Annotated in this window: 21 protein-coding genes; 6 read left to right on the forward strand and 15 right to left on the reverse strand. The window is 45.4% G+C overall.

All coding sequences use genetic code 11. From position 1 onward, the window contains the following. Positions 1–283 precede the first annotated feature (283 nt). Complete coding sequence (locus EJ361_RS05770; protein WP_126244403.1) at positions 284–952, forward strand: hypothetical protein; 669 nt, start codon at positions 284–286, stop codon at positions 950–952. 639 nt (positions 953–1,591) lie between these two features. Here the strand turns inward: EJ361_RS05770 and EJ361_RS05775 are convergent. The 5 genes from EJ361_RS05775 to EJ361_RS05795 form a co-directional block, all read right to left on the reverse strand. Beyond that, complete coding sequence (locus tag EJ361_RS05775) at positions 1,592–2,179, reverse strand: RES family NAD+ phosphorylase (RefSeq protein ID WP_205686944.1); 588 nt, start codon at positions 2,177–2,179, stop codon at positions 1,592–1,594. Between the two features lie 130 nt (positions 2,180–2,309). After that, positions 2,310–3,221 carry a hypothetical protein gene (locus tag EJ361_RS05780; protein ID WP_126244405.1) on the reverse strand — a complete coding sequence of 304 codons (912 nt, stop codon included), beginning with the start codon at positions 3,219–3,221 and terminating at the stop codon, positions 2,310–2,312. 10 nt (positions 3,222–3,231) lie between these two features. Then, a complete protein-coding gene (locus EJ361_RS05785; protein WP_126244406.1) occupies positions 3,232–3,414 on the reverse strand; it encodes a hypothetical protein in 183 nt (60 codons plus the stop codon). 223 nt (positions 3,415–3,637) lie between these two features. Then, a complete protein-coding gene (locus tag EJ361_RS05790) occupies positions 3,638–4,315 on the reverse strand; it encodes an RHS repeat domain-containing protein (protein ID WP_126244407.1) in 678 nt (225 codons plus the stop codon). Between the two features lie 80 nt (positions 4,316–4,395). Then, positions 4,396–4,947, reverse strand: coding sequence for a hypothetical protein (locus EJ361_RS05795; RefSeq protein ID WP_126244408.1), 552 nt, complete (start codon positions 4,945–4,947; stop codon positions 4,396–4,398). A 35-nt stretch (positions 4,948–4,982) separates the two neighbouring features. On the opposite strand from EJ361_RS05795, the gene EJ361_RS05800 reads away from it, so the two are divergent. After that, positions 4,983–6,179: a glycosyltransferase gene (locus EJ361_RS05800; RefSeq protein ID WP_126244409.1), complete on the forward strand. Its 1,197-nt coding sequence runs from the start codon at positions 4,983–4,985 to the stop codon at positions 6,177–6,179. Further along, positions 6,158–7,222, forward strand: a complete 1,065-nt coding sequence (locus EJ361_RS05805) for an OmpA family protein (protein WP_126244410.1) — start codon at positions 6,158–6,160, stop codon at positions 7,220–7,222. Before EJ361_RS05800 ends, EJ361_RS05805 begins: the two co-directional genes overlap by 22 nt. 1,285 nt (positions 7,223–8,507) lie before the next feature. On the opposite strand, the gene EJ361_RS05810 is transcribed toward EJ361_RS05805, so the two are convergent. From EJ361_RS05810 to EJ361_RS05845, 7 genes are all read right to left on the reverse strand, one after another. After that, entirely contained in the window at positions 8,508–8,774 is a 267-nt protein-coding gene (locus EJ361_RS05810) for a DUF3892 domain-containing protein (protein WP_126244411.1), read from the reverse strand. A 54-nt stretch (positions 8,775–8,828) separates the two neighbouring features. Further along, positions 8,829–9,923 (reverse strand): type I restriction endonuclease, encoded by a 1,095-nt coding sequence (locus tag EJ361_RS05815; RefSeq protein ID WP_126244412.1) that lies wholly within the window; start codon positions 9,921–9,923, stop codon positions 8,829–8,831. A gap of 38 nt (positions 9,924–9,961) precedes the next feature. Further along, complete coding sequence (locus EJ361_RS05820) at positions 9,962–10,954, reverse strand: DUF4407 domain-containing protein (RefSeq protein ID WP_126244413.1); 993 nt, start codon at positions 10,952–10,954, stop codon at positions 9,962–9,964. A gap of 10 nt (positions 10,955–10,964) precedes the next feature. Next, on the reverse strand, positions 10,965–11,531 hold the full coding sequence (locus EJ361_RS05825) for a hypothetical protein (RefSeq protein WP_126244414.1): 567 nt from the start codon (positions 11,529–11,531) through the stop codon (positions 10,965–10,967). A 709-nt stretch (positions 11,532–12,240) separates the two neighbouring features. Next, positions 12,241–12,450: a hypothetical protein gene (locus EJ361_RS05835; protein WP_205686945.1), complete on the reverse strand. Its 210-nt coding sequence runs from the start codon at positions 12,448–12,450 to the stop codon at positions 12,241–12,243. A gap of 98 nt (positions 12,451–12,548) precedes the next feature. Beyond that, positions 12,549–13,214, reverse strand: a complete 666-nt coding sequence (locus EJ361_RS05840) for a response regulator (protein WP_126244415.1) — start codon at positions 13,212–13,214, stop codon at positions 12,549–12,551. Between the two features lie 5 nt (positions 13,215–13,219). After that, complete coding sequence (locus EJ361_RS05845; RefSeq protein ID WP_126244416.1) at positions 13,220–14,890, reverse strand: tetratricopeptide repeat-containing sensor histidine kinase; 1,671 nt, start codon at positions 14,888–14,890, stop codon at positions 13,220–13,222. 615 nt (positions 14,891–15,505) lie between these two features. Here EJ361_RS05845 and EJ361_RS05850 point away from each other — a divergent pair. After that, positions 15,506–16,432: a hypothetical protein gene (locus EJ361_RS05850; RefSeq protein ID WP_126244417.1), complete on the forward strand. Its 927-nt coding sequence runs from the start codon at positions 15,506–15,508 to the stop codon at positions 16,430–16,432. Positions 16,433–16,958: 526 nt separating this feature from the next. Here the strand turns inward: EJ361_RS05850 and EJ361_RS05855 are convergent. The 3 genes from EJ361_RS05855 to EJ361_RS05865 all read right to left on the reverse strand — a co-directional run bounded on the left by EJ361_RS05855 (position 16,959) and on the right by EJ361_RS05865 (position 18,691). Beyond that, positions 16,959–17,387: a DUF6326 family protein gene (locus tag EJ361_RS05855; RefSeq protein ID WP_126244418.1), complete on the reverse strand. Its 429-nt coding sequence runs from the start codon at positions 17,385–17,387 to the stop codon at positions 16,959–16,961. A gap of 10 nt (positions 17,388–17,397) precedes the next feature. After that, on the reverse strand, positions 17,398–18,024 hold the full coding sequence (locus EJ361_RS05860; RefSeq protein WP_126244419.1) for a hypothetical protein: 627 nt from the start codon (positions 18,022–18,024) through the stop codon (positions 17,398–17,400). Between the two features lie 85 nt (positions 18,025–18,109). After that, on the reverse strand, positions 18,110–18,691 hold the full coding sequence (locus EJ361_RS05865; protein WP_126244420.1) for a Crp/Fnr family transcriptional regulator: 582 nt from the start codon (positions 18,689–18,691) through the stop codon (positions 18,110–18,112). Positions 18,692–19,133: 442 nt separating this feature from the next. Between EJ361_RS05865 and EJ361_RS05870 the strand changes: the two genes are divergently transcribed. After that, entirely contained in the window at positions 19,134–20,600 is a 1,467-nt protein-coding gene (locus EJ361_RS05870; RefSeq protein ID WP_126244421.1) for a DUF3375 domain-containing protein, read from the forward strand. Between the two features lie 2 nt (positions 20,601–20,602). Continuing rightward, the gene (locus EJ361_RS05875; protein ID WP_126244422.1) at positions 20,603–21,226 is read left to right on the forward strand and encodes a DUF4194 domain-containing protein; all 624 of its coding nucleotides are present in this window, start codon (positions 20,603–20,605) and stop codon (positions 21,224–21,226) included. Positions 21,227–21,230 lie beyond the last annotated feature (4 nt).

Genomic DNA, 21,230 nt, shown 5'->3' on the forward strand with positions numbered 1-21,230 from the left:
CAATTTAGAAGAGACCCGCGCTAGGCACGGGTTTTCTGTTTTTAGTCGAGTATTTAGTCGAGTTCCCTTTTGTTTTCAATGATCTTTACGGAGGTTAACATCTTTAATTTACACAAATGATATCTCTATTCCTTCGATGACGAAAATAAAAACACATTGCAAAGTCATCCTCACTTTTAGCGTTGTTGATATTTAATAAAATTAACCTATATTGTGACGCATAAAGTTTTGACCACGTATTGAAATTCCATCCCATCAACCCCTAAATTAAATACTACCCTCGATGGATGAATTAGTCAAAGAAATTGACAGTTGGATCGATCAAATTCCAAGTGTTGCATCTGATGTTGAGTACTGGCTTATTAGAACACAATCAGGCAAGTATTACGATTCTTTTAAAGAGCATAATTTCATAGCGATAGAACACGAGGAAATTTCACTCGGGTTACTTCATACGTTGAAAACAATCCACGGTGAAGATACTACTTCGTTTTTTGAAGCCCTAAAAGCAAAGGTAATTGAGTTATATCCAGATGATAGGTCTCCCGGACTAACTACTAACCAAATAATTAGGTTCGTTTACAAATTGAAAACAAATGATGTAATTATCATTCCGTCGGAAAATTCGAAGTACCTCACATTTGGAGTGGTGACATCAAATACAATTCCGGAGTTGTCTGAACACCAACTTAATATTACGGGATGCCCGTATAGAAAGAGAAAAAAAGTAAAGTGGAATAAAACTATCAAACGAAGTGATTTAGATCCTTATCTCTTTAAGATGCTACAGTCTCATCAGGCAATTAGCAACATTAATAACTACGCGGAATTAATACAACGAAACCTCAGGGACTTTTATCTATTAAATGATGAGATAAATCTGGTGTTGGATGTAAATCCAATGATGAAATCCAAGCAACAGATTTATTTGGATTTGGTCATAGTCTTTTAACTCTAGTTGATAAATACGCAAAGGCAAATGACATTCTTGTTGATTTATCGTCCGTCCAGGTTAAAACATACTTAAATTCGCCGGGGAAAGTTAACTTAAAGTCTTATTGTAAACGAACACTGACTATCTCTGCAGTACTTCTTTTTTTGTGTGGGGGCGGTTATGAGAATGGGACGGTTAAGCTTAAAACTGATGGACTTCCGGGCCTAATAAAGAGCATTTCCGATTTTTTGAACGAGCAGCATGATCGGGAAAAGCAAGACTTAGTTTTGAAGAAAACAATGGATTCACTAGAGATTTCAGATTCAAAGGATTTTATTAATGTTATGAAACAAGTTTCTACGAATAAAGATTTGCCTAAGTGATATTTTTTTAGTAAATTTTATTTATGAAAGATTTGCTCAATTCCATATCGGTATTAGCAACCTTCGTAACCACTACTATGGTATGCTATTATTTGTTCTTGCTTACGGCTGGACAAATCAAATCAATACCGAAATCATTTAAACTTTATAAAACGATAGAAACCAAATATCTGTTTTTAGCCATTTCATTTATTATAGTTTTCTTTTTAGTATACTTAAGGTTTTTGAATTTTTATAAACCGTGGTAATAAAATAATATCATTATTTTATTCGGCTAGTATTGTACCGGCCCAAAACTGATACCGTAAAAGACGCGATTCAATACAGCTCGGTTTATACAACGTACATGGAGCTTGCCATCTTTAATAGGTCTTCCAAATATTGCCATATTTTGAATTATGTGGCCTTGAGCTCTATCTTTAAATTCACCGAGCTTTCTTGTTGAAATTCCCAAAACAGTTTCAAAGGGCATTGCTCCCGTCCTTACTAAACTGAAATAAGAGGGGTAAATAATTCCGTCATAGCCTGCAGATTTTGCAACTTTGGCAATATCTCTTGATATTTTATAGGAATGTTTGGCTGCTAAAAACAGAAAATGAATAGCTAAATCTAGGCTTTCAAATTCTGTTCCATCTTCGGATAGTATTTCGGTCAGATCAAGAAAACATAAGTCCTTAGAGGCCTCAATTGTAGCCATGTATATTTCAACTTCTACTGAAACTCTACATTCATGAATACATACCTCGGCATCTTGAGAGCCGTACAAAACGGGAAAGTTAGCAGAATCTAATCGACCATGGCCCAAGAATCTATCTGGTGGAGAATCATACTGTTCTGGTTGATGAGGGTCTTGAGGATTCACTCGGATTCTATAAAATGATTCGCCGCATGTAAACTTCCTGGAAGGATAGCTAGATATTATTTTATCAATTGATGACTTCCTTTTTGTAGGTTTTATTAATTCTTTAAGAGTGTCTTTAAAAAGTTCAAGTTTAATCTTTATCTTTTTTTCCTTTAACTATTTTCCAAATAGTTGTCGAAACTTTAGGCTTTTCAACCTCATCAAATTCAATTTTTCTTTCCATTACATTATTGGGTTTGGTGGTAGGGCTAATAAGCATACTTTCAACCTCATTCATTCTTACCCACTTCCTGAATTTTCGCTGTAATTCTAGGATTTCAGCTAACTCATAGTCAGAAGTCTCGACATCAAAGAGATTTACATAGACTGTCTCGTCACATAGCAAATCAATATGTATAGCATCCGGAAAACTCAGCAGCAACTTTCTATCAAAGTAAGGTTGACTTAACGGCCCAAACCACATCTCCGGCGCTGCCATAAGATCCATTGATAATACAATTGCTTCGTGACCAGGGTTTTCTGTTATATCAATCATGGGTCCATATACCTGAGCCAATTGGGAAGTTTGTTCTAACTTAAGATGCTGGTAAGGTCTGCCATGGGCAATGTAGTTCTTAATGAATTTCTCATTCTGCCATTTAATTTTAGAACTGTCAGTTACAAATGCAAAGGTAAATGGCACTTGGAAGACATCTAGTAATGATTGAGCGTTAGGTTTTACATCCTCAGGATATCGGAATGTAAGAATCTTCACTTTATTACTTTTATCCCAATTAAATGAAAAAGAATGTGTGGTTGATACTTCTTCAAACGGATCAATTCCCTCTCCTTCTTCCAACCAAAACTTATTTTCATCGACACTATTCATTGTTTCTATATATTCGTCGATTTTTTTCTTGTTAAATCGTGTATATGAAGGAGCGAATAAAGGACTGAGCATTCTAACTGGTTGAAATGGCAGGTGCTTAAGCACCAACTTAAGCACTTCACCACTTTGCGGCAGTTGCTCTTCTGGAAATGATATCGTAAAGCGTAAACTCATAGTTTAAAAACTATAGATGGTCAATTATTACATGTATTCCTAACTTTTCAGCCAGACTTTCAACCTGTTTGACGTTAATTGGTAAGTGTCCTGGCGGGAACACCAAATGTAGCACTTTCGTTTCATAAGGTAAAGCTGCCATTTCCTGAATGTTTTTCGCAATGCTCAACTTTGCTGCTGCCGAAGTTTTCATGCTAACAACCATGTTTATTTCAGGACTTAAAAAGTCAAAAGTCTTGTTGTTTTTTGGGAGTGGAATGTAACCCTTTGAAGGCAGATAAACAGTGCGGGTATACAGATTTTCTATCTCTAAACCTGATTGCTTGCTTAGGGCCTAATGGCCAGTAAGGATGGTTTTGCAAACGAGCCATGTTTTCGTTGTAAGTGAATGACTTATAAATGCTTGGGATGGGCTGTTATTCTTCCATTATAAGGCTTCCATCAAGAAAACTTCGACCCGCCCCCATAGCAATAAAACCGTTGGCTGTACCTTGTATCAAGCCTCCAGTCAATAACGACATACTTGCTGATTGACCGCCCTGCATTAATGCATCACCAAAATCCATATCATGGAAAGCTATTGCATTACCGGTAGTTTCGATTAAAGATCCCATTCCAGATCCAATCCCTCCGGCAACGAATCCCTGTGTAAATCCACCTGCGCCAGATATTGCAGATGAAGCCGCCGTTGAACTTACTGCGCCGCTCCAAAAACCAGTACCCATCATTGCTCCAGACACCGCCCCTGCAGTCATAGTTGTTACCGCGCCGGCAGCAAACCCAATCCCAAAAGCAACAGCAAAATCACCCGGCCCCTTAATGTTGCCGTTGATGGCTTGCATTACTACGTTAATGCCACCGCCAATAAGTCCGCCAATTATTATATGCCAAACTTTACCGTCAGGATCCCGTCCAACAATCCAATGGTTGCCCATTCTGGTATAACCACTAAAGAACTGCCATGCTGGATCTACGCTTATGAATCGGCCTGTTTGCGGATCATAAAATCTTGCTTCAAAGTTATACAACGTAACATCAAGTTCCTCATCCAGCTCCTTTCCTTGATAGAGTTTTTCATTTGGCGCTCGCAGCATCTGCCTGCTACTCAGCGAGGCAATTTCTAATCCCGTAGGGTAAAGGGTGCTTTCTTGAAGTAACGGCCCCGCTTGGAGCACTACTGCACGTCATCGAACCATACATCTGTTTGCGTTTCGTTACTTGTATAAACATATAGATAGCCACTTTTTTCGATGTCCATATGCCCGATATATTCCGATAGTTGATCAGCGGGACCATTTATGCGCTTAACTGCTCCATTAACAAAATTCAAATTTTCATCAAAAAGTACATAGTTTAAATATGCTTTGGGCGCAGCGGACGCTGTATTGTTGTTATTCTGATTATCTGAAATGAATTTAGATAAATCAGTGGCGTTAAGGATAGTATTATTGTTTGTAATTAGATTCCCCTTACCAATGTTGATAATATTTGTACTTCCTCCTAAATATGCATAAAGGAGACTGTTCAGAATTTCCTGAACCGGAGCCTGCCCTTGAGGCATAGGACCCGCCTTGTAGTAAGCTTTAGTTTTCAGATCGACGACGTCCCCTGCCATAACTTTTAAAACCAGCGACGCCCCAATCTTTTTATTTGGATCACTGGCATTTAATTTTGACCAGAATTTGTTTGTAGTTGAGTTATACCAAGGAAGATTGGTCGGAACCACCTCTTTGGTAGATTCAATAGTACCGGCTCACCGGCGTGCAGCGCTATCTCGAAAACCTGGTGGAGAATTTCCCCGGCACGAAAGACAAACATATTTGCATCATTAATTTTGACGCACCGGGATATGCGGAGGTGACGGTCCGCCAGCACCAGCGCATCACCTATTATTTCATCCCGGAGCAGCGGGCGGCGAAATACAGCGATGCCTACTGGCGAATGCTGGCGCCAGTTTGCCGGGAAATCTTACTGCAGCTGGGGCCGACGATGCTGCATATCAACCATTACGCGTTCCTGGAGTTCGGTCTGCAACTGAAAAAGGCGATGGGTTGCAAGGTGCTGTATACGTACCATTTCTTCAACTGGTTTGGCTATTTTCGGGGGAATTACGCACTTTTTCAGGCGTTGCAGGCGCGGAAGTATTCCAGAGAGGAACTGTCTGCTATGGAAATCTTCAAAAAATGCGGGGCGCTTTATCGGGAGCTGGACGGCCTCATTTCGATCTGCAACCACGGCCGGCAAGACCTCGCGCATACATACGGTGTTGATGGTCGGCAGATCCGGACCATTTACAACGGGCTCAGGTTCGATCCCGGGCCGGCAAGACACAACCGGAAAAAGCTGTTCCGGCAAAAACTGGGATTGCCACCGGGCGACCGTATCGTATTATATTCAGGAAGGATCAATGAAGACAAGGGGATTATGCACCTGATCGACGCTATACGGACCGCCTACCAGCAAATGGGTAACGTGCGGCTGGTAGTGGCCGGTTTCGACAGGCTGGGCATATTGGACAGTTACCTTTCCGAGCCGTGGATGACCTATATCGGCGAACAGAAGAAACCTGGCCTGTTCGATTGGTACCAGGCGGCCGATGTGGGCGTTATCCCGTCTTTGTACGACCAGTGCAATTTCGTGGCGATAGAAATGATGATGTACCGGTTGCCGATCGTGGCTTCCGGCATCCCCGGGCTTCGGGAGGCGTTTCACAATAAGAGGACGGGTCTGCTCGTTAATATAGACTTTCATGAAAACAATTACGAACTCGACCCATCGAAACTGGCGGCTGCCATCATCCGTCTGCTTACCGACCCGAAGCTCGCCGGCAGGATGGCACGTAACGCCTACCGGGAATACAGAAAGCGATTTACCGGAAAGCGGATGGCAGCGGAAACCCTTCGACTGTACGATCAATTAATGTCAAAACCCGGTACATGCGTTTTACCCTCCTCATAGCTTTGGCGATCCCGGCCTGCATTTCCGCATCTGGTCAGAACCTGGTCGTCAACGGCAATTTAGAATCCGTCAATATCTGCGAGGTTCAATCTCCGTGCGCGCCAGCCGGCTGGTATACTTCCTTCGATATCGACTGGGCTTATCAACGTATAAAACATTTGAGCCGGGGCAACGGCGCGCATTGCATTTTCCTGTATGCCGGACCAGATAAGTTCGTTTACTGGCAGAGCGAGCTGATCTTCCCGCTCGAAGCCGGCCAGACCTACACGCTCGAATATTACGTCGGCCTCAGCGACGCCGGGTCTTCCGTAAACGACATCTCTTTCGCCTTCGCCGGTCAGCGGGAACATATGCTGGGCACCGGCCCGCGGACGCTCCGGCCGCCAGCCGCCGCGAAGATGACCGTGGGCAGGCGGGAGAAAGGTGGGTGGACGAAAATATCTGTCCGCTTCGAAGCCGCCGGCAACGAGCGCTGGCTCATACTGGGGGCGCCTGGTAAGGGGGAGGCGGCTCCCGTAGCGTCTAACCCCATCTTTGCGGTAGACGATGTATCGCTCACGCCTGCCGGCAAAATCAGGCTGACGCCCGAAGAATTGCAGACGAGGGCGCGTGCGCTCACATCGAACCGGTTGCGGCACGAGTTGCGGCCGCGGAAAAATGCTCCTGCAGACACGCCCGTCATAGCCGCCGCACCGCCGCCAGATACGATCCGCATCCCCGACATTTACTTCTCCACAGACAGCTTCCGGATCGAAAAGCCCGGCGACTTCCAGGTGTTGCGGGAAACGGCGGCGCGTATCGTCGCAAAAGGGTACAAGGCCGTGATCGTAAACGGTTACGCGGACATTACAGGCTCTCAACAGCACAACCTCGTTCTGTCCGGCAAAAGGGCCGCATCCATCCGGGAATACCTCATACAGTGCGGCATCGATCAGCAGAAGATCTCCGCCGCAGCCATGGGCGCCGACACGGCTGCCGCCGCGGAACTGAGCAAAGGCAGGCGGGTCGATATCGTGGTGGTGCCCTTGGCAGACGGTGATTAACGCCTCTGGCCGGAACATTTTACGCCTACATCCGGAATCTTCTCTTTCACCGCATAAGAAATAATGTCCTCCTCCATTCGCAGCATAGAGGTCAGCCGTCCGCCCAATTCAGCGGCTCTGCCATACCGGGCCGGTAGATCGGGCATTACCCGGAGGAATTTCCGGTTCTAGCATATGGGAGGGATGGCGATTTTCGTATTCAGCAGCAACTTTTTGTTGTCGGCGCCACAATACTGGACGAAGACCAGCCCCGTGCCATCCCGACGTACCTTGTTCTTTGGGCAAATCGGTTTGATTGGTAACAACATAGTTTAGTCGATTTTTTAGTCGAGTTCAATGTTGTCAACCTCAATAGAGGTACTACGTAAGAAATGAGATCGGTGTTGTAGAATGTTGAAAATCAACACTGTTAAAATGGCTTATGTAAGCCCGTGCATACTTCGATTTAATACCCGTGGGTTCGTCCAGTCCGCAAAAGGTAAAAAAGTGTCGTTTTTAACCACTTTTTACTTCTTTCTTAATAGCTCTCTTTATCAATAATTTAGCTCTTGTTAGATAGGTATTGCTCCTGTGAAAAACCGACTACCCTCATAAAATTCTGCCTGAAGTGATGGACCTATCGCACTCGATTATGACGCGAGAAAACAGGCCCCGTGAATTTTCTACGTATAAGTTTCGGAATTTGGAAGAATATTATGCCCATATGGATAAGCTAGGGCTGGGCAGCAAATTCACCACCATCAAATTGCTGATATCAACCACACCTCCAGACTGCTTCGAAATGAAAGTAGAAGGTGTGTTTATGTCCCAGGCTTGCTAGGAAGGTTATGAGCGTTCAGGACTGATCGGCCTAGAGAAAAATAAACGAGAAATCGAATGGGTAGAATAGCTCGCAGCATGATAAACGTGATTTTAGATTAAAGAGACCGCCACAATCTGGTCTCCTTGACTATCTGAAGGATGGAAATGTATAAACGATTGATACAGAAGTATATGGTCTATTCTTTTATTTGAATTCAAACTCAAAAGTTCGATAATCGTCCCTCCCAGCCCGCACGATTTAGAAGAGACCCGCGCTTGTCGCGGGTTTTCTGTTTGTAGTCGGGTATTTAGTCAAGCTTATCCTCCTTTTAATCGATCCTTTCTAAAGATGATTCCAAATTCGTTTAAAAAAGGCCATTGAATGACGTCCGGGCCGTGCCTTTTGCTTTCCGGACCTACAAGAAAAAAGGTGCCAAAACTGGCACCTACCACATCATATCCCTATTGTCACAGCTCCATTAAATTAAAAGCATTCGGGCAAGGCCAATAAATTATCGTTCCATTTACCGTCTGCGTAAGTTCTCAGATATTTCCCGTTGGGGCCTTCCACCACGCCAACCTCTCCCCTGTTCCCGCGCACCAGCGTATAAAAGGAGTGCGTACCGTCTTTGATATGCGCTATCGCATCTTCCCTTTTCAGCTTCCATGAATGACCGCCAACATGCGTGATGCCATCATAGGGGTTGTCGCGCGGCGTTTTGTTAATGCAGGTAATCTGAAGATCAGCCATAAATTGAATTTTTAGTAGTTATGATGAAATGATTGTACATGCCTTCCATTTGAACTATCCGTTCGTCGCCATCTGTACGCGGTCCATATCGTACCACTCTACCGTTTTATGCAACGCTTCCCCGAACATGAAAATATCGTCTACCGTAACGATCTCGGTCTTCGTTTCCTTCTTCTGTTCGTCGAATGTGCCGATATACTTTCGGGAGCCATGCAAATACAGTCGGCAGATCGTTTTTCGGTTGTTATCGTCCAGCAGAATGGCAAAATAGGATTGCGCATCGCGGTGCGCTACTCTTGACGGACTAATACGCTGCCGAAGGATGGTCTTTACGATCATGTACGCTTCAAGCTCATCGTCGGTCGTTTCAATCAAAGCACCTTTCTCCCCGGCGATATCCGTCGTTTCCTTATCCGGAACTGTCTGATCCGGCCCATTTTCCTTCTTCAGGGCAGAGGTGAGCCTTTCGGTGATCAGGTCGTTGATAAATTGTTGGATCGACCTCCTGGTGAGCCCGCCGAGTTGCTCGACAACTTTGGAAGTCAACATTCCCCGATAAATCTGCTTCGCAAATAATTTGACAAGTCCCTCTGATGGGTTCTGGAACTCTCCGGCCAGCAGGATCTTCAATTCATTCATGTACTTCAGGTCGCTGGCCGTTGTCTGAATACTTTCGATGTTGAAATACGACTTGTGGAATTTCTTCAGTTCTTCGACCTGATTGTCTTTGATGTCCGTCACATTGAACTCGAAGAATGGCTTTTCATCCATTTTGTTTGGTTCAACGAGGTCAGTATAAAACCGGTATACGATCCCGTTCGACAATAGCCCGAACTTGGCCTTCGTTGTATGGAAGTATCGGAAAAGCTGGGAATTATGCGGATCCAGGTTCTCGCCCCAATGCTTGCATTCGATGAGAATGGAAGGCTGGCCTTCTTTCAGGATAGCATAGTCTACCTTTTCTCCTTTCTTTATCCCAATATCCGCGATAAACTCCGGCATCACTTCGAAGGGATCGAATACATCATAACCCAACACCTTGATAAAAGGCATGATGAAAGCGTTTTTCGTGGCTTCCTCTGTTTGAATCTGGGATTTCAGCTTTTCGACCTTATCTCCGAAAAGCTTGATTTCATCTTTAAAATCCATGGAATACTTTAATTATAGGTGTGTAATAAATCAGGCCGCTACTCAAACCCCTTTCCCAAGGCATCTAGCCTCCGCATCTGGATGTTCATATGATGCAGCACGGCTTTTTCATAATCGTTGGACTTATCCCCCATTTTACTGAACAACACCAGCATCTCGATAAACAGGAAAAAAAGGATCCATAGGAACCAAAAACCCAAGGCCACATAGGAAGCCGAAAGCATCCGCGCCATGATTGTCAGTTCATCCAGGAAACCGGTACTTTCCCTCATCTCCCTTTCCAATGCGGGCTTCATATGCAGCAGCTCGTTTTCCTTCAGGGACCGTTGCTGGCGTATAGAACCGATCGTGGAATCCAGCGCACGCGTGAGTTCGATCTTGGGGTTCGGCACCAATGTCGTCGAAACGCTACCTTCGTTTACCCTCGTTAGAATCGTAGTATCTTTTCCGGATAAAGTAACAGTATGCACGGGCACGGTCCTCACCGCCGAACTGGATGATGTAACGGATATGGTGGGGCGCTTGGTGATTTCTTCTACATAACTTTCCCTTTCTATTTCCTTCCGGGCGATCACCGTGTCAATGGCTGCGATCTGTCTCCTCAATTCACCTGTCCTCGAAGGCAAAATTTTATCCACCTTCTCGGAAACGTAGGAGATTTTCTCTATCTCGATATCCTTCTCGAACAGTATCTGGTCGATGATTACAGCGCCAAGGATAGACATCATGAATGCCAGGCACCCCCTGAAAAATAGCAGCAATCGATTGGGATTGATGGATAATACGATTTGCTTCTCCACTTGTACAATGATCACCATCGACAGTAAACCTGCCAGTAAACAGCCTGGCAGCCCCAGCGACAAATAACGGTGCGCAAAAGTAAACCCGATAAAAAACCAGAGGATACAAACGATCAGCATCGCCGCCGTATACTTTTTCACAGACTTAAAAGCCCCTTCGCTGCAGTTCCTGAGAATGCCGTAGTTGTACCCGGTCATGAAGCAGCCGAAGCGAATCCATATATGTCTCATAACGCTTGATTTAAAAGTTCTTATTCAGGATCATATGGCTTGAAATAGCGGCCAGTCCATTTCGAAACCCTCTGGTATAGCTAATGACGATCCCATGCCCCACGCCTTCGTTCCGCTTCGCCTGCTCTTCAATCTCCTTCACCTGGCCAATATGGCTTTCGGCGATCTCCCTCTTTACCGTTAGCTCCTCCACCGTATCTATCATTCCGCTTCGGCTTCTGCTCGTGATGTGGAAATCGATCTGCCGGATAAAGTCTTCGTAAAACGTCTTTACTTTCCTGATAGATCGTTCAAGGTCATTCTTCAGTGCAGTCACGTTTTGGTCCAGATGCGTGGTGTCGGGATTGATAAGTGCATCGTTGTAACCTTTCGTTTCGAAATTCCTGTCGAGGAATTCATACAGCAAATGGATCCCACCGCTCTGCTGCGTAGTTGTTTTTTCCTCAGCCGGCTCTTTTCCGGGTGCTTCCATTTCCACAAACGTGGATTCCGGAATATCGGGGATAACGCTTTCTATCGCCAAAGCATGACTATGGCCGTTCGGGCGCTGCCGATTGAAAATATTGAATAAGCCCATGATGTATTATTTGATCGTGATTGTAGGTACTTTGTATCTGCTATGCCCTTTACTATGACAGGCCTCGCATAGCGTTATAAGTAAATGGTCCGGATAATCCCAGGGAAGTCGGTACTTCTGCTGGTCCGCCAAAAAGTGATACTGCCGGTGATGCACCTGTAATTGCTGGTTACTCCGGCAATGTACGCAGCGATGCATGTCGCGCTGGAGGATTTCCCTGCGTCGCGCTTTCCAGTGGGGGTGAAATAAAAGCGGGCCATAACTGCCATGGGATCGCGCTTCCAAGGGTGTCTGTCCCTGCGGCGCCGGTGCTGGCGACTTTTCCGGAACGTCCAGTTGGACGTAGCGCCGATAGGAATGATCCCCCTCGAACTGTAAATATTTTAACGGGGTACGATTTGGAGTTGACGTCATAACACAGGAATAATATTTTATAAATGCGGTTTTGATTACTACCGGTTTAATCTTCCCATTTGCAAAGGCTTCTCGTTTTCGAAGCTTTTTCGAGGGGCATGCTGACGATCCGGTGCTTACAATTATTCAATCCGCGACAATCCGATCTAAAATGGTACTTCGTGGCACTCTTACTGTCGCAAACGTATACCGTAACCTGGCTGCAGTTAAAATTGGAGGTGAGCAACCAGGCATATAGGAGTAATTTCATAGCCTGACGGGTTCAATGAGGGTTACTAATGGACGATCGCCGACCTCAAGTTGTGTGGCAGGGATTGCTACAATAGTAACATCCGTTCGCTTGCGGGTAGCGCCTTTTCGCTGCGCGAACCGCATCGCTGCAGGTATCGAACTCGCCCAGGTAAGTGACGCTGTACATCAGGGGAAAATATTTGCAGGTGGATGCATGCACCTCGTAATCGCCATTAGCCTGCATCCGGTTGTTTAGATAATACTTCTGTTTCATTGTATCATTGATTTATGAATCAAAAGTATGCTTACTGCCCAACCTGATTTTATGGGAAACCGTAATTCATCGGGTATGATGAAATTTTTCAGATTCGCTCAGATAGCGCCGAGCGCTTTGCAATGCAGGACCAGTTGTTCATTCTTCGTAAAACCGAAAGCGTCTTTCATCTGGTTCAGCCGCTTTTCAACGCTGCTCAGGCCGGAGGGCTTTATCCGGTTGCGCTGGAGATAGGCAGGAATATCTTTCTGCAACATGCCCTGCGCCAGCAATGTGATTATTACAATATCGAATTCCGAAAAGGAATAAGCATTTTTTTGGCCGGTCTCCTGACCGGTATACCGCGGAAAATACCGCCGGTGCCTGGATATCTCACGGATAGCTTCTTTCAGTTCCCGAGCATCGTTCCGCGCTTTGCGTACAAACCCATCTATATCTTCATGTTTAAAAAGCTGTTCTATCGCAGCCGGCCTGCTTTCCGCGGAAAAGACAAGTACTTTCAGGCCAGACTGTTCTTTCTTCGCTGCGGCGATGAGATCCATTCCGCCTGATAATACCTGTATATTATTATCAGGTTCAAAATAAAGATCCGTTATCAGGAGGTCGAAAGGATCGCCCGCTTTCAGGGCATGCACGATTCTATTCAGGGCGTCATCGCAATAGTATACATATGCCGTATCGGTGATGGCCAGGTCTTCCAGCGTTTTCTGGACTGAAATATTGGCGCTTTCATGGTCTTCGGCGATCAGAACTTTTGTAATCATAAAGATCAAGCAGTTGGGAAGGAAATGTGAATTCTTACTCCTTTTTCAGGATGCTCAAAAGTAATTTCCCCACCATTCCTTTCAATACGGTTTCCCGTACTTTTTAGCCCATTTCCATAACTAATTTGCGGTGAAAGACCGATGCCGTCATCGGTATAAAGCACCCGCAACCGGCCATCCTGCAATCCGAACTTAATCATCACGGATTGCGCGTTGCTGTGCTTTTTCATATTCACCATCAATTCCTGCAGAATATGTGCCATTTCAATTTGAACATGCGTATTTACCTGCTCCCAGAGCCCAGGTCCGTTCCCGAAGATCGCGACTTTGATATGCCCGGAGCCGAAGGATTTCAACAAATCGTCCATTTTAACATGAAAGGGAATCGACGACGCCACGGGGCCTTCGTATGAGATATCGCGGGATTGTTCATAAAGCTCCTCGATCTTGTCAATGAGCTTCTCCTTGTCGATATGTTGCTCATGTTCCACTTCCGTCATGACACGGTACAAGCCGTTGGCTACTACGTCATGCACGCGCTGGGAGGTTCGCAACCGGATTGCCTGAATCTCCTGGCGGGACGCATCCTCTATCTTCTGCCTGCGCCGGCGCGACCGGCGCGCCCATGAAACGACGATAAAAACAGCGAGCAGGACGATAGCGGTAAATACAAACCATAGCACTACCAGCTGCGTTTTCCGGTGCGCGTTGTCCTTTTGCAACTGCAGGTTGTCGGCTTTGCTTTTCTCCGCTTCAAACCGGATGAGGGCAAATTGGTTTTTCGCCGCATTCCTGGCGGTCTGCAGGCTATCGGTAAGAAATTGATAACGAACGAAATAGGTTTTCAACGAATGGGCGGGGCTCAACGCTATGAGCTTGGAAAGGGCCTCCACCTGGTCGTCAGGGCTGTTCATTTCCTGGGCCGCCTCGTATCTTTTCCCTGCATAATAAAGTGCGGAATCCGGTGCAGAGACGGTATAGAAATCAGACAGATGGGCGTAGCTGGCGTTGAGGCCCCGGACATCGTTCGAGTCGCGGCGGATCCGTAAGGCGTATTGCAGCTCCGGCCCGGCAGGATAAGTTGAATCCTTAAGCCACTGGGTCTTGGCGTAGTTGGACAAGATGCGCGCAAACTCCTTTGACTTATCCTTACTTTTCTTTAGCAGGTATTTGTACAATGCAGCGGCCCGGTCATAGTCACCCTTCTTTTGATAGATAAGTGCAATACTGTTATTGGCTATGGCTTCGTCTTCCGGATGCTTTATATATTTGAATGAATTTTGAACGTAACCGATCGCTGCATCATAGTTCTTGAGATTCAGACAGATGTTGCCCAGCTCATGGTAATTTGCGCTCAGGCAGTCGTAATCTTCCGGTTTTTTATCGTCCAGAAATGAGAGGGACTTCAGCAGGCTTTCCTGCCCGCCGTACTGATCACCCTCATAAGCCTGGATAATACCCATGTAAGTATAAGCCATGGCCACATCGAGGCTGTCGTTACCCGCCGTTGTAGCAACAAGATTGAAATAATAAAACGCCGAGTCGTTATTAGTATTGAAGAAGGACACCCCTTTATCCAACGTGGGGGCGGATACGGGTTGCGGGGCTTCCTGGATAGATGAACAGGCAAATAGACCACCGAGCAATGTAGGCAGGATGAAGTATAAGGGGCGCAATGAGGTTATTTCTATTAAAAATATCGAATTCTTACGATCTAAGGAATTATTCCATACAGATAAAAAAAAGTGAGGCAAGAAAACTCTTGCCTCACCAGAACTAAGCGTCAGGGCTTTTTGGGAGTGATTGTACCGGTTTCTCCACCGGTATCTCCGAAAGTAGTAACCTGTTCACCATTATTATTGTTATTACTGTTGTTGGAGTGGCTGGGGCAGAATAATGCCAGGAAGAAGCCTAATATAATGTGAATCATTGGATTAAATGTTTGTGAGTGGTAAAAAAGGGCTGCCGGTTGCCGGGGCGTCCGGCAGCGGTTTAGCGTCAGTCAAGAAGCGCTTCTTGTTTTTTGGGAAGGGGTGCAGGCGTAGATCGCGGAAGCTTTTAATCGCTTCCCAAGCCGGTTATCGGCATCCGCTTTTTTAGCCTGCGGTTGAATCAGGTCTGTACAGAAAACCTCTTAGCTATTGAGGTCTTACCCGATTGCAAAACAAAGATAGAGCGACATAAAAGGCTGATTAGCAAACAATTCCAATGATTCTTGTAATTCCTGATATTCCTATTGTAATTCCGGAAATGCCGGATCAATTCCGATTATTCAGTTTATAATTTCAATTATGGCGACATTATTTATCGACTACCAGCAAATGATTTTGGATGCGTATGAGCGAAAAAAGAAAGAGAATACGCTGCCTTACGGGCTTATGTATCTGACGCCCGCGAAAATCAAAGAAGTTTGTGAATTGAAATGCACACAAAATGTCAGCAAACAGGACGAAAAGACCATCCGGGAATTCTGCGGCGATCTAAACGAAACAAAAACCATCCTGGCGGTTGTTCAGCGCTGTGAAACCGACAAGTTCAGGCCATTGGTAAATTTCATAAGGGGAAAATCAGAGAAACCTGACGAGAAGCATATTGAGTTGTTGGCATGGCTGATAGACTTTCCAGGCAGACCCTTTAAACACGGGAAAAACTATGCGGCGGGAAATATTGCATTACCGGAAACAGATGCGCCTGAACAAACTTCTGAAATACTGCTAACAGAAGTCCCTGGCCCCAAACCGGAAAAGCCGGAGATTTCGGAAACACCATCACCCTTGTCGGGAACGGAAAATCCGGTTGGAAAGGAAAAGACAAAAAGTAAACCATCGAAAAGGCTCGCCCTTGCGGCAATATTGTCTCTGGTCTTGGGAACAACCGCTACGTGGTGGTGGAAGGAATCCAGTCAACCGTTGGACTTAAGCGGTGGCTGTATGTATTGGAAAGAGGACCACTACGAGCTTGCAGCATGCAACGAAAAGGTGGAAAATGCAAGGATCATAGCACTAGACACCATGAAACTCAAATACTTCAGAAAAATTACGCGGCCAGATACCATAACATACCAGTCTTTGGGCAAAGTGTGGTACTCCAAAATCAACGGAAAAATCGAATACTATACGTCGGCAGGCGAACATCCAGAAACCTTCGGGCGAAAACTTAAACCCATCTCCATATATATGATCAATAAATATATACTTTCAAATTCAACATCGAACTAAAGATTGCCGCTTGAAATCATCAGCGTCTCTAACCGTATATATCCACCATTACAAAACGCCAATCCATCTTGAAAATCAGACATTTACTTGCAATTCCCTTCAATTTTATCCAATATCTCCCAATGCCCCGGATACAACCACCGGAGCAAAAAGGAAGGGCGAAACAAATGAGACCCAAATGGATGCTTTTGCATCCTAAACCGGCTCGATCATCAAATTTGTTGACTACCGGCTGCCAAAAATCGGGCCTCCATCTTTCTGCACATTGGGGGAAACCTGCCAAGACAAGGGAGCGCTGGAAAAGCCATCAAGCAATTTCATTCATTACAAGTTTTCCGGTAAGAATAAGTTGATAGATTTTGTACGTCAGCATGTGAGATGTAACCAATGCCCGGAAAATGGCGGCATGGAAGAACGATGAAACCGTAACAAGTATCAAAGGAATAGCACAGGGTGTATTAAGCAAACAACGGTCGATCCTGGATATTATGCCGCTAGCTGTCTTACCTTTTCGCTGACAGGCTCATCATGAAATACGGGGCCATTTCCATGCATGAAAAATAATCAGACAAAGAAGAGCGAGCTCTACAACAGCCCCGAGCACCATGTGCACCCAGGCCTCTCCTGCCAAATTCAACAACGTATAGGGAATATAGACTGCTGGAATAATGATATTTACCCAACGATTTATTTTAGCCGGCAGGGCAACGGAAAGGAAAATCATCAACGCCGGAATCGTTACAGTGATGAGTACTATCAAAAGAAATGCCTGCGTAACGTCATATACAAATGCCTTTCCTGCCAGCATATCTTTCAGTGAACCCGGCATATACAAGTGGAAGTAATCTATATAGATGTAGAGGAACATAAAGCTCGCCCACAGCGCCGCGAGTTTCAGTTTCAAACTGACTTTGATATCCGTCAGTTCGTTTTGTGGTGATTTCTGTGCATTCATATACAACACACTAAAAATTATACCCAAAATGGAACCCGGGTTCGAAACCAAAGTATTCTGGCCACTTACTTTCCTTTTCTTTAAAAGATTGCGGAGTGTTCGTTTTAATGGGCCAATGAGTCAAACCAACAGATGGTTCTATAAAGAAGCGGTTTTTAAATAATTTAACCTGGTAGCCCAAACGGTACGTCATGAATAAAGTGAATCCATTTGCCGTCTTTTCATCATTCTCATTATAATATCGTTGAAAGGCGTTCATGGCATGAACAGCAGTATACACACCTTTCCACCAAAATCGATTGTAAGCCAGTCCAATTATATTCTGGCGTACATGTCCCGGATAGTTTTCTCCAGGTGCATCAAACGATTTTCCCCAGGGGATGCCGAGCGGGTAGGCAAACCTGGATCTTTTAAGTTCCAGGAAAACAACATCTTTAGGCGTGATCCGATATCCAACATTAAGTTGTATAAAATGAGGCGGGTTCCGGTCATTGGGAATTAAATTCCCTAACATCAGGAAAGTGCTCCCAACAAAATACTTTTTATATGAACTGTCTTTCCTGGCATTTTGTGCGTTCACCGGTAAACTGCTTGCCAACATTAATGTCAAAGCGGACAATAAAATTCTCTTTTGCAAATCGATCCTATTAATTGTTAGATGATATTGCAAAGGTAGATTGGCAAAATGCCATAACGCGTTCACTTAAGTTAAGAAATGGACCCTATCCCTTATTTTTCTCTGCAATCCTGGCTCTTAACCTGCTTAAAGACTGGGGTTTTACACCCAAATAACTCGCTAATTGGTGCTGCGGCACACGCTGGATAAGGTCTGGTCGTTTTTGTAGTAAATTCAGGTAACGTTGTTCGGGGGAAGACGTTTTGAATTCATCAAAGTCTATTCGTTGCTTGGCTAAAAGTTCTTCGGATAATTTTCTGCATACGGTTTCAAACTTTGGAAACTTACTGTTTATTTCTATTTCCATATCAGCGTTTGAAACTGTAAGCAGCGTGTCTTCTATGCAACTTATATTAAATTCGGACGGCGTTTTGCTGACAACGCAAGGAGGAGTAAGGGCTTCCATTTCCGTGTAGAAAGCCGTCGTTTTTTCCTCAATATCCAGAACATAATATGTCCGGATACAGCCTTTTAAAACGAAGTAGCTATCTGTGGACCTCCGTCCTTCATGGAGTAAAATCGTCCCTTTTTTGAAAGAGCGGAATATGTCTAACGAAACTATTGCGTTTTTCTCGTCCTCTGTCAGAGAAACGTATTTGGATATAAAATCAAATAGTACGTCTTGCATTGTTTTTGTATGGTGGTTACGAATATTGCGTTTCGAACCGGCATTCGGACCCCGGTAGTAACAAGGCATGCTTCTCCCGGTGGTGCTTTTCCTGTTCCAAAACATGGAGAGCGGCATTACGTACGGATACGCGCAACCATTTATTTAGCGCGCCCCTGGCAGGGAAAATCGCCGATGTTGCCATAATTCCAAGTAAATATCGGCCAATACAAAGCCGCCAGCAATTGTTGCTCCTCATATAGTCCGCCCGTTCCCATGCCACGTTGATATCGATATATAGCATAAACATAAGGATTTTAGGCGATTGGCGGTAATGTGGGGAATAAGGCTGCCGGATTAACATCCAATCACATATCATCAATGGGGTACTTTTGAAAGAAAGCGCTAAATTGCCGGTTCGAGTGTACCGGATTTTTATGACCAAACACCCCTCCAAACCTGTATGACCAGCGAGGACGTTGCATATTTACTGAGCGCGAACCCAACTTTCCAAATACTCCGCCTGCATAATTCAAAATGGGTCCTTCCCCTGCTTTACAGCGCCTTCAAGGAAGAAAACCGCCTGCTGATCGATGAAGAGACCCTCATCCATAAAGTCGCGGATTTCCTCCTCACCCAGTCCGAAAACGCCGAAGACCTGGACGAAGCCAATATCCTTTTCGGCGAAAATGAAGACATCAGAAGCCGGAAATACCTCCTCAACTGGGTGCAAAAACGGATATTGCAGGACCTCATCGACGCAGACGGCACCATCCAATACCAACTCAGTGCCCACACCGAAAGACTGTTCCAATGGATTTCCACCCTCCAGAACCGGCAGCACGTAGGCACCGAAAGCCGGTTCAAATTACTGTTCAACTCACTCCGCGATATCGTCGAACATTCGGAAGACGACGCCCGGAAAAGATTGGAAATCCTCAAAGACAAAAGAGCCGAAATCGACAAGGAAATAAAAGCCATCGAACTGGGCATCGCTCCGGACAGCTACAACAACGCCCAGGTCGGGGAGCGCCTCGACCTCTTTTCCCGCCTTTGCTATGAACTGATCAGCGACTTCAGGGAGGTGGAAGACAATTTCAAGCAGATCCACCGCTCCATCGTAGAGCATCACACCCGCACCGAACAACACAAAGGCGCCATACTGGGATATGCGTTCGAAGCCTACGACGCCCTTCGCAACAGCAGCCAGGGCAAAAGCTTCTACGCTTTCTGGGACTTTCTCATTTCCCGCGCCGGACAGGAAGAATGGCACACCCTCATGGATGAACTGCTGACGCTGCTAAGGGAAAGGGAAATCCCCGCAGACGAAAACTTTATCCAGAACGTAAAATCACTGCTCCTCCAGCAAGGCCGGGCCGTGTACGACGCCAATGATAAAATGGCCGACAAACTGAGCCGCATCATCACCGAAAAGGAAATCGCAAAACACAGGCGCCTTCGCGCACAGATGGCTGGTATCAAGGAACTGGTCTTCGACCTGATGAACGTACCTGATATCCACTGCGGACTGAACATCCCGGAAACTCCGGACATTAAGATGGTAATGGACAGAAAATTGCAGCTGGCACCCAAAAAACCGCCTCCAACAGTAATACAACCATCTGCCGCACCGGAAAAAGTAACCGATCCCGAACGGTTCGACCGGCTACTGAACACCACCCTGGTAGATAAAAAATACCTCTGGAATAAAGTAGAGCAGGCATTGAAAATCCAGAAAGCGGCATCGCTGAAGGAAGTCCTGGAGATCTCGCCGCTGGAACACGGACTGGCGGAAGTTGTCGGTTACTTCCGGTTCCTGCGCGAAAAACCCGGCAAAGCCAGCGTGATCGGCACCGGCACCGAACTGATACCGCTGAACAAGGAACAGACTTCGTTCGTAGAAGTCCCGTTTTTACTATTCAATCTCTAAAAATGAATCCGAACCATCCAATACATCCTTTCACCCCGGTTTTCATCCGGTTGTTAAAAGGGCCGCTGGAATACCTGGAGAAAAGCAACTGGGAAAAACTCCTGCAGTTCAAACACGAAATCCAATCCTTTTTGCCGGCGATCGGCCTGAGAATGACGCTGGACGAAGACGATGGATATGCTTTCCTGACACATAACTTCACGGAAGAAGATAACGTAGGCTTCAGCTGGATCCATCGCCGGGCATTGGGTTATGAAGAAAGCATCATGCTCATTTTGCTCCGGGAAATGATGGCCGAGTTCGAAACGGGAGAATCCACCAACCGCGAGCTGATCCGGAAAAGAAGGGAAATCAAGGAATATGCGGAGCTGTTCTTCAAGGAACCCCTCAGCCGCGTGAAATTCATGAAGGAAATTGACCGCCTCATCGAAAAAGCGGAAGAATATGGCTTCCTCCGCCAGGAAGAAGCGCATGAAATCCCCGATGAACAACGATTCCGTATCTGCAAAATCATCAAAGCCCGGATCGGCGCGGAAGAGCTGGATGACTTTTACCAGCAGCTACTGCAGGTAAAACAACAACATACCGCCATCCGGGAAACAGATGAACTTATCAACAACAACTAACGAC

The sequence above is a fragment of the Chitinophaga rhizosphaerae genome (genome assembly GCF_003958645.1).
Classification (GTDB): domain Bacteria; phylum Bacteroidota; class Bacteroidia; order Chitinophagales; family Chitinophagaceae; genus Chitinophaga; species Chitinophaga rhizosphaerae.